Annotated in this window: 13 protein-coding genes; 4 read left to right on the plus strand and 9 right to left on the minus strand. The window is 69.0% G+C overall.

What is annotated here, in order from left to right; genetic code table 11:
- Positions 1-11: 11 nt before the first annotated feature.
- Both OHA64_RS15210 and OHA64_RS15215 read left to right on the plus strand, forming a co-directional pair.
- Positions 12-227, plus strand: coding sequence for a type II toxin-antitoxin system VapB family antitoxin (locus OHA64_RS15210; protein ID WP_031047790.1), 216 nt, complete (start codon positions 12-14; stop codon positions 225-227).
- Entirely contained in the window at positions 224-637 is a 414-nt protein-coding gene (locus tag OHA64_RS15215) for a PIN domain nuclease (RefSeq protein ID WP_405613186.1), read from the plus strand. Before OHA64_RS15210 ends, OHA64_RS15215 begins: the two co-directional genes overlap by 4 nt.
- Positions 638-999: 362 nt before the next feature.
- On the opposite strand, the gene OHA64_RS15220 is transcribed toward OHA64_RS15215, so the two are convergent.
- From OHA64_RS15220 to OHA64_RS15230, 3 genes are all read right to left on the minus strand, one after another.
- A complete protein-coding gene (locus tag OHA64_RS15220) occupies positions 1,000-2,313 on the minus strand; it encodes a replication-associated recombination protein A (RefSeq protein ID WP_405613188.1) in 1,314 nt (437 codons plus the stop codon).
- Between the two features lie 100 nt (positions 2,314-2,413).
- Positions 2,414-2,683 carry an MmcQ/YjbR family DNA-binding protein gene (locus tag OHA64_RS15225; RefSeq protein ID WP_405613190.1) on the minus strand — a complete coding sequence of 90 codons (270 nt, stop codon included), beginning with the start codon at positions 2,681-2,683 and terminating at the stop codon, positions 2,414-2,416.
- Entirely contained in the window at positions 2,680-3,075 is a 396-nt protein-coding gene (locus tag OHA64_RS15230; RefSeq protein WP_405613192.1) for an MmcQ/YjbR family DNA-binding protein, read from the minus strand. The genes OHA64_RS15225 and OHA64_RS15230 overlap by 4 nt, the downstream gene beginning before the upstream one ends.
- A gap of 127 nt (positions 3,076-3,202) precedes the next feature.
- On the opposite strand from OHA64_RS15230, the gene OHA64_RS15235 reads away from it, so the two are divergent.
- Positions 3,203-4,138 carry a helix-turn-helix domain-containing protein gene (locus OHA64_RS15235; RefSeq protein WP_405613194.1) on the plus strand — a complete coding sequence of 312 codons (936 nt, stop codon included), beginning with the start codon at positions 3,203-3,205 and terminating at the stop codon, positions 4,136-4,138.
- 102 nt (positions 4,139-4,240) lie between these two features.
- Here OHA64_RS15235 and OHA64_RS15240 read toward each other — a convergent pair whose 3' ends face one another.
- The 5 genes from OHA64_RS15240 to OHA64_RS15260 form a co-directional block, all read right to left on the minus strand.
- Positions 4,241-4,669 carry a VOC family protein gene (locus tag OHA64_RS15240; RefSeq protein ID WP_359066449.1) on the minus strand — a complete coding sequence of 143 codons (429 nt, stop codon included), beginning with the start codon at positions 4,667-4,669 and terminating at the stop codon, positions 4,241-4,243.
- A gap of 145 nt (positions 4,670-4,814) precedes the next feature.
- On the minus strand, positions 4,815-5,270 hold the full coding sequence (locus OHA64_RS15245; RefSeq protein WP_280866959.1) for a nuclear transport factor 2 family protein: 456 nt from the start codon (positions 5,268-5,270) through the stop codon (positions 4,815-4,817).
- 43 nt (positions 5,271-5,313) lie between these two features.
- A complete protein-coding gene (locus OHA64_RS15250) occupies positions 5,314-6,336 on the minus strand; it encodes an alcohol dehydrogenase catalytic domain-containing protein (RefSeq protein ID WP_405613197.1) in 1,023 nt (340 codons plus the stop codon).
- Positions 6,337-6,465: 129 nt separating this feature from the next.
- Complete coding sequence (locus OHA64_RS15255; RefSeq protein ID WP_405613199.1) at positions 6,466-7,902, minus strand: carboxylesterase family protein; 1,437 nt, start codon at positions 7,900-7,902, stop codon at positions 6,466-6,468.
- Entirely contained in the window at positions 7,899-8,393 is a 495-nt protein-coding gene (locus OHA64_RS15260) for a hypothetical protein (protein ID WP_405613201.1), read from the minus strand. Before OHA64_RS15260 ends, OHA64_RS15255 begins: the two co-directional genes overlap by 4 nt.
- Before the next feature lie 80 nt (positions 8,394-8,473).
- Between OHA64_RS15260 and OHA64_RS15265 the strand changes: the two genes are divergently transcribed.
- Positions 8,474-9,181 (plus strand): hypothetical protein, encoded by a 708-nt coding sequence (locus tag OHA64_RS15265; RefSeq protein WP_405613203.1) that lies wholly within the window; start codon positions 8,474-8,476, stop codon positions 9,179-9,181.
- 448 nt (positions 9,182-9,629) lie between these two features.
- Here OHA64_RS15265 and OHA64_RS15270 read toward each other — a convergent pair whose 3' ends face one another.
- A complete protein-coding gene (locus OHA64_RS15270; protein WP_405613205.1) occupies positions 9,630-11,207 on the minus strand; it encodes a glycoside hydrolase family 32 protein in 1,578 nt (525 codons plus the stop codon).
- Positions 11,208-11,309 lie beyond the last annotated feature (102 nt).

Consider the following 11,309-nt stretch of genomic DNA (forward strand, 5'->3'; position numbering starts at 1 on the left):
AGGAGGCCATCTTGAGTCGCACCGTGATCGACCTCGACGACGAGGCACTGGAAGAAGCCGCCAAGGAACTCGGCACCACCACCAAGCGCGACACCATCAACACCGCCCTGCGCGAGGTCACCGCCCGCTACCGGCGCCTGCGCGCACTCGAAGACGCCCGGCAACTGGTGACCGACGGAGCCCTGGACATCGACATTCTCCTGAACAAGAACCAGTACCGGCCGTGACCGTCGCCGACTACCTCATCGACACCTCCGCCGTCGCCCGCCTCCTGCTCCGCCAGACCACAACTGAGTGGGACGACAGGATCGGCGCCGGCCTCGTCGCGATCTGCGACATCACCGAACTCGAGGTCCTCTACTCGGCCCGCTCAGCCGCGGACCGCGCGCGACTGAAGGCTGCACTCGACGCCCACTACGTGTGGTGCCCCATGCCTGACGGCATCTACCGCCGCTCCCGCATCGTCCAGGAACAACTGGCCACCAAAGGGGAACACCGCAGTGCGGGCCCCGTCGATCTCCTGGTGGCCGCCGCCGCGGAAGAAGCAGGCCTCACCCTGCTCCACTTCGACCGCGACTTCGAAACCATTGCTCGCACGACGGGGCAGCCGGTCCGCATGATCGACCTCAGGCAGTAGAGTCCGCGCGGTCGCACGGACGGGCGTCAAGCCTCTCGCCGACCGCCTACCCGAGGCGGTATGGCCTCGGCCTCGATGAGTTCCTGCAGGACCGCTGGGCCAGGACCCTGATCAACTCGATTCCGTCCGCCGTACGCAGTGACTCCATCAGGCGGAGTAAGTCATGCTGGGACAAGGCCATCGTGTCACCTCTCACTCAACGAGCTTCGCTACTCGGAGAGTTGCGCGATGGCCGCCCCATGACCAGGGGCTATGCAGAGATCGCTGCTACACCACTCGGCGGGACACCATCGAAAAGTCTGCTGCTGTCCGGCCTGCCATCTGTTCTCTCCTTCGGAAAGGACGTCGCGGGCGGCGGCCGGTCAGCCGCGTTGCCGGCGGGCACGCAGAGCGGCCCAGTGGCGCAGGCGCTCGGTGATCTGGGCTTCGTAGCCGTTGCGGGTGGGCTGGTAGTACGTCTCGCGGTCCATGTCGTCGGGGAAGTAGTCGTCACCGGAGAAGCCGTCGGCTGTGTCCGGGTCGTACTGGTAGTCCTTGCCGTAGCCGAGGTCTTTCATCAGCCGGGTCGGGGCGTTGAGGATGTGGGCGGGCGGCATGAGTGAGCCGGTGTGCCGGGCTGATCGGTGTGCTGCGTTGAAGCCGCGGTAGACGGTGATGGACTTGGGGGCGGTGGCTAGGTAGACGACGGCCTGGGCGATCGCCAACTCACCCTCGGGGGAGCCGAGTCGCTCGTACACGTCCCAGGCGGCGAGGGCCTGCTGGACGGCGTGCGGGTCGGCAATGCCGATGTCCTCGTTCGCGAAGCGGACCAGGCGGCGGGCGACGAACAGCGGGTCCTCGCCGCCGTCGAGCATGCGGGCGAGCCAGTACAGGGCTGCGTCCGGGTCGGAGCCGCGCATCGACTTGTGCAGCGCGGAGATCAGGTTGTAGTGGCCCTCCTGCGCCTTGTCGTACAGCGGGGCCCGCTGCTGGATGTGATGGGCGAGCCCGGCGGTGTCCAGGGTGGTTTCGGTGTCCGGGAGGGCTTGGAGCTGTTCGGCCATGTTGAGGAGGTAGCGGCCGTCGCCGTCGGCCATAGCGATCAGGGCGCGGCGGGCGTCGTCGTCCAGGGGCAGATGGTGGCCGGTGAGCTGCTCGGCGCGGTCGAGGAGCGTGGACAGTGCGGCTTCGTCGAGGCGTTTGAGGACGAGGACCTGGGTGCGGGAGAGAAGGGCGCCGTTGAGTTCGAAGCTCGGGTTCTCCGTGGTGGCGCCGATCAGGGTGACTGTGCCGTCCTCGACGTAGGGCAGGAAGCTGTCCTGCTGGGCGCGGTTGAAGCGGTGGATCTCGTCGACGAACAGCAGGGTGCCCTGGCCGATGCCGCGTCGGCTTCGTGCGGCGGCGAAGACCTTGCGCAGATCGGCCACGCCGGAGAAGGTGGCCGACACCGGCTCGAAGGCCAGGTTGGCGGCGTCCGCGAGGAGCCGGGCGATGGTCGTCTTCCCGACGCCGGGCGGGCCCCACAGGACGGCGGAGCCGAGGCGCTGCTGGGCGACCATGCGGCCCAGCGGGGCGTCCCGGGCAAGGAGGTGGTCCTGCCCGACGACATCTTCCAGCCGGGTGGGGCGCAGGCGGTCGGCGAGGGGCCGGGCGGGCTCCTCGTCGAAGAGCGGCATGGTCGCTTCGGTCGGTTCCATCGGTCTCTCGGGTCGGAGGCGGACGTGTGCGGACGTGGCGAGCCTTGCACGGGACACTGACAGACGTCGGCTCAGCCGCTCGTGGGGAAGCTCGCGGAACTCATCGGGCACCGGGGCGGTCGCGTCGCGGCAGTCGCTCGGCGACCAGGTCGTAGGAATTCTCGACCGCGTCGGTGATCAGCCGCTCGGTGATGCCGGGGCCAGGACCGAGCGAGATCCAGTGGCGTTTGTCGAGGTAGCGGCCCGGTGTGATCGAGGCGTAGCCGCGTACGTGCGCGCGGGCGTGTTCGGGGTCGCACTTGACCGTGATGATCTGTTCGTCCGGGTCGTCGGTGACGATCAGGAACACCTTGCCCGCGGCCGCGCTCACCGGGCCGCCCGTGCGCCGGTGCCGTAGGTGTGCGGGTCGACAGGCCGCTCGGCCCTGGGCAGGCGGGCGACGACGAGCCGGTAGGAGTCGGTGACAAGCTCCCTGACGAGCTCCTGGTCGACGCCTTCTCCGCTCTCCAGGGTGATCCAGTGCTTCTTGTTCATGTGGTAGCCGGGGGTGATGTGGCTGTACTGCTCCCGCAGGGCGTGGGCCTCGCCGGGGTCCGCCTTGAGGATCACGACGGGACGCCCCGGGACTTCGGTCATCAGCATGAACACCTTGCCGCGCACCTTGAAGACCTCCCAGTCGGGGCCGAAGGGATGCTCCAGCTGGGCTCCGGGAAGCTCCTCGGCGCAGGCGGCGGCGGTCTTGTGCAGGGTCGTTTCGTTCATGAACGTTTCCTTCATCGGGTGAGCGCGGGCTGGGCACCCCATGACGCGAGTGGCGCGCCGCGCGGTCGTGGCGGCGCCTCCCACTCTCTCCCCGAAACCGACATAAGGAGCGGTAGACTGCGGACACATGATGGTCGACAAGCGACACCCCAGCCCAAGCGGACGGGCTGAACCGGCCGCGGTTCCGCTGTACGGTTTCCAGCCCCCGGTCGGCACCCCGTACGGCCTTGAGGTGAACACCATCGAGGACTTCTTCGCCCAGCACGACGACTGGCCGTGGAGCCCGCCCCGTCCGGTCCGCGCCACCTTCCACTACCTCATCGCCGTCACCGAGGGCGAGCTGCGGCACGACGTCGACCACGTCACGCGGACCGTCGCCCCCGGCAAGTGGCTGTGGGTGCGCCCCGGGCACACGCTGTGCTGGCATCCGCCCGGCTCCGCCCGCGGCCCGTTCATCCTGTTCGAACCGGACGTGCTGCGGCCCGACATCGCCCGTCTGCTGGCCCCGCTCACCGCGCACGACGCCCCGGCCGTGCTGAGCCCGCAAGCCGATGACGCCGCCTGGCTCCAGCAGACAGCACTCCAGCTCCTGGACGAACACCGCGCACTCGGGCGCCGCCCCCTCGACATCCACCACGCTCTGCGCCGCAGCCTGCTCGAATCGCTGCTGCTGCGCCTGGCCAACATCCCGGGCATCGCCTCCATCGGTACGGCCACGGCCGGCGCGGGCCGCACCGACCGGTACGGACGCTTCCTGGACGCCCTGGAACTGCACTTCCGGGAGCTGCACAAAGCCACGGACTACGCCGAGCTGCTCGGCTGTTCGGTCCGCACTCTGAGCCGCGCGGCCCGGGACGTCACCGGCAAGGGGATACGTGAACTCATCGACGAGCGGCGCCTCTTGGAAGCCCGGCGCCTGCTGGGAGGTGCCCGATGGGACGCCCGGGCCGTGGCCGCCCACCTCGGCTTCACCGACCCCGCGAACTTCGGCCGCTTCTTCCGCGACCGCACCGGTCTCACCCCGGCCGCCTTCGCTGCCCGCGAGGCGAGGACCGGCGCGTGACGCAAACCCGGCGGAGGCGCCTTGCCCGTCAGGAGGAGATAGCTGCCTTCGCGGTCTGCGTGAACGCCCGGTGGGAGTGCCCGACGTGCCACTCGCCGTCGATCAGCCGGTACGCCTCGCGCCGGCCGTGCGGAGGTCGCGTTCGCAGACGGCAAGAACGTTGCCTGAGGGGTCGGTGAACCAGGCGAACCAGGGGCCGTTGGCGCGGTAGATCCCGTCTGAGTCGATCTGCACTCCCTCATAGTGCTCGAAATCCACGCCGCGTCGGGTGAGGTCCGCGACAGTACTGGGGAGGTCAGGGACGACGATGTTGAGGATGGTGAATCGTGCTGGTTGGTGGTTGCGGGAGGCGTACGCGACGGTGCTCGCACCGCCGGGGAGGCGGATGGTGAGCATCGCGTCCCGGTCTTCGACTTGCAGCCCGAGTACGTCGTGGTAGAAGGTGCGGGTCGATTCCAGGTCGGTCACGGTGAAGGAGCTGTAGGCGTCGGTTGCGGTGTCGGTGATCATGGGATCCTGACGTTCGGTCATTCGGGTGCGCTGGTGTCGCGGGGCGTGTCTCGGAGCTGATCGGTGCGGCTGGGACGACCACTGGCCGGATGCCGGCGGCACAGGCGGCCCCGCTCGCCATGCCGGAGGAACCCGGTCAGGCTGGGGACCACAGGCTGCGCCGCGGTCAGGAGGCGGTCCTTTCGGTCACGGTCTGGGAGAACGCCCAGTTGGAGTGCACGATGAGCCACTGGCCGTCGATGAGCCGGTAGCCGTGCGTGGCGTTCCAGGCGCGCCGCTGCTTCTCGTTGCCGTCCTCGTCGAGCACGTAGGTCTTCAGGTTGTAAGCCAGGACGGCGAAGTCGCCGCTGTCGCCGACGTGGACCGTCGGGTTGAGGTACTCGCTGCGCACGATGTGCGGGTTGGAGTAGATGGACGACAGCCACGCGACGGTCTTCTCCTTGCCGACGACGATGTTCTCGAGGATCGGGTCGAAGTAGCTCACCTCGTCCGCGAAGCCGTCCAGGTAGCCGCCCGGGTCGCCGACGCTGAAGCGTTCGTTGTACGACTTCTCCAGCTCGATGAGGGTCTTGCTGACTTCTTCCTTGTTGACGCCCACGGCGTCCTCCCTTTCTTTGTGCATGCCCCGGCCGGTGCCTGTCGGCGAACCAGGGGATGTGTTTCTTTCAGTCGTCCAGGACGACGACGTGCTTGCCCGGCGTGGTGCCGGATTCGAGGTCGGCCTGGGCGTCTCGGACTTGTTCCAGGCCGTGGTAGACCTTCGCGACCGGGACGTTGAGGCGTCCGGCGGCGATGGCCTGGAGCTGGTGGGCGAAGACGTCGGCCGGGAGGTCGCTGGCCTGACCGCCGTAGGAGGTCAGGCGTACTCCGAAGGGGATCATGAACGGGGTGAAGTCCGGGATGGACCACTGGCCTGCCAGGGCTCCGGTGAAGCAGACGGTGCCGTGCCGGCGGACGGTGCGCAGGGTGTCGGGGAGGACCGAGCAGCCGACCAGTTCCAGGGCGGCGTCGACGCCGTCGGGGATCAGCTCGCGCACCTGGTCGGCGAGGGTGCCGTTGTCGACCAGGGGATGGTCGACGCCCGCGGCCCGCAGTTCCCCGGCCCGGCCGGGGCTGCGGGTGGTGGAGATGACGGTGGCGCCGAGGTCCTTCGCGATGGTGGCCGCGCTCAGCCCGACCGTGGAGGTGCCACCGCGGATCAGCAGCGTCTGCCCGGCTTTGAGGTCCAGGCCGCGGGTCAGGGATCCGTAGGCGGTCTGGAACATCTCGGGCAGCGCGCCGACGACGTCCCACGGCAGGCTGGTCTCGAACGGGATGACCTGCCCGGCGGGGACGGTGAGGTACTGGGCGTACGCGCCGTCGTACGAGCGGCCCATGCCGCCCATCATCGTGGCCACCTGCTGTCCTGGCCGCAGCCCGCTGTCCTCGTCGGCCTCGTCGACCACGCCGACGCCCTCGATGCCGGGCACGCGCGGGTAGGTGACCACCGCGTCCGACTCGCCCTTGCGGGTGGTGACCTCGGACTCGTTGACGCCGAACGCCTTGACCTTGATCCGCACCCAGCCGGGCTTGCGGACGGGCACCGGCACATCCTTGATCTCCAGTGCGTCGAGGCCGCCGGGCCGGGTGACGACGACGGCCCGCATCGTCGCCGGTGCGGCGCCGCCGGTTGCTGTCGATTGGCTCATGCCGAGCTCCTTGTTCTGTTCGTCCCGCGGGAATGTGAAGGCGGAGCCGGGGCTCCAGGCACAGGTGCCCGGGTGATCAGTCAGTGGTGCCCCTGCGCCGTTCTGCATCTCGGGATCGCGCGGTGACCGTCAGGGGCGGTCGATGCCCTCCCACAGGTCGAGGGCCTGCTGGTAGTGGGCGGTGGCCTCGAAGGGCGGGTTGCCGACGCTTTCCGAGGTGGGTTTGTCCGTGACGGCGGGCCACAGCCTGGTCTGCTCACCGGTGGCGAAGTCGAGCACGATGTCGCGGATCCGCGTGTCACGCTCGGCCTGTTCGGCGCTGCGGCCCGGCTGTTCCTGGCCGACCAGGGCGTACATCTCGGTGCCGTGCACCGCGGGCGCGCCCTCGGCGGGCCCGATCATCAGGAGATGGGCGTTGCCGCCCGCGGCGGCGTGCGCCAGGGCGCCGCGAGCGGCCGGGAGCGCGAAGAGGTAGTCCGCCATGACCGCGGCGCGGACCTCGGCCGGGGTACGGCCGCCCTGGTCGTAGGCGTCGACGATCTTCTTGGCGCGGGAGCGGGAAATACGCCACCCCGCGACCTCGTCGACGACGCGGTCGAGGGTGTGCGGGTCGAAACGGTCGAGGTCGTTCGCCACCCACCAACCCATGTCGTCACTGGCCATGCTCAGCAGCACGTCGACATCACGGTGCGCGCCCGAGGCGAGGACGTCCATGGGATGGGCGTGCACCACCGCGCCGGGCTGCCCGATGTCCAGGACGACGCCGGTGGCCTTGTTGTCCACCCCGCCGCGGACTCCGAGGTCCGTCGGGGCGACCTTGCGCAGGGCGTCCCTCAGGGAGGTCGTGTCGAGGTCGAGCAGCTTCTCCGGGTTGTCCGCTACGCCGAGTTCGGTGACGAACAGGTGCGCGAGCTCCTCGGCCCACCAGGCCGGGACGCTACGAGCGGGCCCGCCGGAGAACCCGGCCAGTCGCCGGTACAGGCCGTCGGCGGAGGAGGCGCCGAGCAGACCGAAGGTGGAGTAGGCGCCGGCGCTGTGGCCATAGACCGTGACCTGGTCGGGATCGCCGCCGAAGTCGGCGATGTTCCACTGGATCCAGGTCAGCGCGGCGATGACGTCCTGGAGGAAGAGGTTGCTGGCCTCAGCCAGGGCGCCGCCGTGATGCGAGAGCGAGAGCGCGCCCAGGGCGCCGAGCCGGTAGTTGACCGACACACCCACCACGCGCCCCGACGCGGCGAGACCGGCGGCGTTCGAGGTGGTCTGCGTGTTCGCGCCGAACTCGAATCCGCCGCCATGGATGTACACGGCCACCGGAAGCGCCTTGCCAGCAGACTGCTCGGGAGCCCACACGTTCAGGTTCAGGCAGTCCTCGCCCATCCCGCTGTCCGCTTCGAGCCAGTCGCCGCTGTCGGGCTGGACAGAGACGACGCCCTTGCGGTCATAGGGTCGGTCTGGATCGAAGTCCGCGACCACGGGGCGGCGATACCGCTCGGCGGTGGCGTACGGGATCCCCCACCAGGACCGCACCCCTGGTGCAGTCGGAGCCTTGGGCGCGGTCGCGGTCATGACATGTCCTTCCAGGGCGGTTCGGGTGTTTCGCGCGGCGTGTCAGCGGCTGGTTGCGAGCGGTGACGTCTCCCATCGTTTCCTGGGATCCGACACAGCGCCCGGCGAGTGGCGGTCACCTGGTGGTCAGCAGGTGACACTTCGGGAACAAGATCCCGGTGCAGGCCGTGAACTTCTCCTAGCTGGCTGACGGCCGGATCGTCGGCGAACGGCGCCGGCCTGACCTCGCGCAAGAGGTCGGTCTCCTCTTCTTGATCCGGCGTCTTCATGCGAACAGCGCCCGCTGCGGTGAGAGCTGTACTCCCTGTCACCGAGACTCGTAGGGGTGCGGTGTTGCGGCTGCTGAGGCGGTCGAGGGAGATGCGCAGGAGGCGGCGCCCCTGGCCCGGATGGCTGTCGCCGGTCGTCAGGGCGGCCTGGCCCAGGAAGCCGCTGAACAGAACCAGATCCTCGGCGGTGAGATCGGGGCGCAGCAGGCCGTCGTTCGTCACGAACCTCGCCCGGCTCGCGATCGCGGTCGGCCGATGTCCTACTGTCCAAATCCCGCGGTCCCGAGACCCTGGCAGAGACAGTGGCCGAGCTCGGCCGGCGAGCCCGCGCCGCGACACCCGAGGAGGCGGCCCGCGCCGGTGACCGGGTCGTGGTGAGCATCCCGCCGCCTCCCTACCGGGAGCTTTCCCGCCGCCGCGCTGTCGGGCAAGGTCGTGCTCGACATCGGAGCGTCCGCGACGCGCCGTACGACGAACCCGACGACGGCCACGTCGGCCTTGTCGAACCACGTCACGTCGTCGGCGATCACCAGCAGCACGCGCTCGGCGGCCGTGGGCAGCGGACCACGTCTCGCCTCAGCGGTAGGCGTCGCTGCCCCGGGAGGAACGGGATGAGCAGAAAGACCGGCGGCTGTATGTGCGGGAGCCACCCAGCCCGGCCGCTCCCGCCCCGCCTGTCGGTCCTCTCTGGGCCGTTTCCAGTACGGGCTGTTTCGCGTCCCAACTCGGACCGCACGCCATTCGGACTGCGTCCGTGCCCCGCCGGCCCGGCAGGCCCGCCCACTCGAAAGTCCCTGGGCAGCACTTCCGGATCCTCGCGTCCAGCCAGCGTCCAGAATTCGACGTCCAGACGCTCGCACAACCCACCCACGACGCCATCCTCCAGCCGTGGGCTGACACGTCTGCGCAGGTCAAAGTGGCCGCAACTAACGCTGATGGCAACGAAGTCGAACTCACGAGCAGCGGATTCAGCCCCGTGGACCAACGCCCTGAATCCGCACCCCAGATGAGACGTTTCCGCAGGTCACAGGGGTGCATGGTGGGGCGGGTGGGACTCGAACCCACGGCCGACGGATTATGAGTCCTTTGGGGATCTTGGCGGGCCTTGTCGATCAACGCTCAAGCAAGACGTTTTTGCAGTTCAGAGCGGTTAGCCTCTGCCGATGCTTCGGAAGCCTTGTCGGTCTGTTCCTGTCCTTGTGGCCTCAACGCGGCCTCAATGAGGCCGCAAGGGGCAAGACCGACGGCGTCGAGAGTGATCTCGCCAGCTGGATAGGACCTCTCGAACTCGCCCGCGGCGGATTCCCCTACCGACAGGCGAGGCTCCACCACATGTGCGGGCGTGGAATCTCGTGCCCGTTTCCGCGGTGCCGATGTCTGGCTTGCCTCGGTATAGAGAGCCCTGGCGCGCCGGTCGTCGGCAGCCTCTCGGCCCGCCCCGGCCACCTCCCCGTCGGATCAGACCGTGAACTCCCGGATCACCACGTTCCGGAACACCGCCTGCCCGTCGATCGTGAACAGCGCCAGTGCGGTGTCGGACGGGTCGGGGAAGGCCTCGGTCGAGTGCACGTACCGGCCGTCGCCGACGAACATCTCGACGGACGTGCGGTCGACGAGGATCCGCAGGCGGACCGTGCCGGCGGACAGGTCGAACGGCGTGCGGCTCTCCTGCCAGCGGCCGGAGGTGTCGGGGCTCACGGTGTAACCGCGATTGACGAAGGCGTAGTCGCCGTAGACCCCCGCGTCGATGTGCCGCCCACCGTCCGACGACCGCCGCAACTGGAGCCCGGCGCCCACCAGTTGGTCCCAGGTGATCTCACAGGTCAGCTCGTACGCGGTACCCGTGTAGTCGAGCGGTCGTGTGCCCTCGACCGCGATGTCGCCGAGGTCCACCGTGCGCGACACATGGTCGTCCAGGGCCGCCACCGGCTGGGACGCCAGGTAATACGTACCCGACGCGTGCTTCAGTCGTACCTCGCGGACGATCGAGTCGGTGCCGTTGAAGCCGTCGCACTCGATGGTGGGCGTGGTGTTCGCGTAGTCCCAGTGGTTCATCCAGCCGATCGCATACCGCGCGTCAGGGTCCAGGACCCCGCTCGCGTCACGTTTGTCGAAGGTGACCGCCGCGTACCAGTCCCAGCCGTGGTCCAGCCACTGGGGATCGGACGCGTCGGCGGTGAAGGTCGTACCGTCGAAGGAACCCGTCCAGTACGCGAACGTGCTCGGCAGCCCGGAGCCCTTGCCGTTGGCGCTGACGCCCAGCACCCACTTCCAGGTCCCGTCGTCCGCCCTGATCCGGAACAGGTCGGGGCACTCCAGGACGCCGATGCCGCCCTTGATGAAGCCGCCGACGTACGTCCACGCCTTGAAGTCGGCGGAGTGGTAGAAGCCGACTTTGTCGTTCTCGGCGAGCAGCATCACCCACCGCCCGTGTTCCTCGTCGCGGATCACCTTGGGGTCGCGGAAGTCCCGTACGCCGGGGTTGGGGAGGACCGGGGCGGTGCCGTCGTTCGTGAAGGTGCGACCGTCGTCCGTCGAGTAGTACAGGTACTGGGCCTGGGTGACGTCGTCGGGCGCCATGGTGGCGAGGACGATCACGGCGCCCGCGCCGAAGCCCGCGGTGTTGCCGGTGTCGATCACGGCCGAGCCGGACCAGACATCGCCGTTGGAAGTCGTGTCCTTGGGCACGGCGATGCCCCGGTCGGTGAAGGAGACGAGGTCGGTGCTGGTGGCCAGGCACCAGGCGGTGCCGGCCGTCGTGCCGCCGGTCGAGTAGTCGGGGTTGTAGAGGTAGTAGTAGTGGTACTCGCCGTCGATCCAGACCGGGCGCTGCGGGTCGTTCATCCACTGGTCGGGGACCGTGAAGTGGTACTCGGCGCGGTAGCTGCCCGTGCACGCGGCGGTCGCCTCGCGGGGCACCGCCACCGCCGGTCTCACGAGGTCCGGCAGCAGAACACCGGCGGCGCCGACGGCCGAGGCCGTCAGCAGCGACCGCCTGGACAGTGTCTCCCCTGGGCCGAGCGAACTCCTCTTCATGCCACGCATCGTGCGGCTCCCTTCCCCGACGTCGTTGTCGGGATGCGGCTCACGTGATCCGGAACCGTATACCTAACTCGTTAAAGGTCAAGCCCTCGCGCA

Origin of the sequence: Streptomyces sp. NBC_00076, assembly GCF_045041235.1 — a bacterium.
Classification (GTDB): Bacteria; Actinomycetota; Actinomycetes; order Streptomycetales; family Streptomycetaceae; genus Streptomyces.

Coding starts and splice junctions, on each gene's coding strand:
- OHA64_RS15270 (WP_405613205.1), bottom strand. CDS start 11,207: ATGAAGAGGAGTTCGCTCGGCCCAGGGGAGACACTGTCCAGGCGGTCG.
- OHA64_RS15255 (WP_405613199.1), bottom strand. CDS start 7,902: ATGACCGCGACCGCGCCCAAGGCTCCGACTGCACCAGGGGTGCGGTCC.
- OHA64_RS15245 (WP_280866959.1), bottom strand. CDS start 5,270: ATGCACAAAGAAAGGGAGGACGCCGTGGGCGTCAACAAGGAAGAAGTC.
- OHA64_RS15240 (WP_359066449.1), bottom strand. CDS start 4,669: ATGACCGAACGTCAGGATCCCATGATCACCGACACCGCAACCGACGCC.
- OHA64_RS15220 (WP_405613188.1), bottom strand. CDS start 2,313: ATGGAACCGACCGAAGCGACCATGCCGCTCTTCGACGAGGAGCCCGCC.
- OHA64_RS15230 (WP_405613192.1), bottom strand. CDS start 3,075: ATGAACGAAACGACCCTGCACAAGACCGCCGCCGCCTGCGCCGAGGAG.
- OHA64_RS15235 (WP_405613194.1), top strand. CDS start 3,203: ATGATGGTCGACAAGCGACACCCCAGCCCAAGCGGACGGGCTGAACCG.
- OHA64_RS15250 (WP_405613197.1), bottom strand. CDS start 6,336: ATGAGCCAATCGACAGCAACCGGCGGCGCCGCACCGGCGACGATGCGG.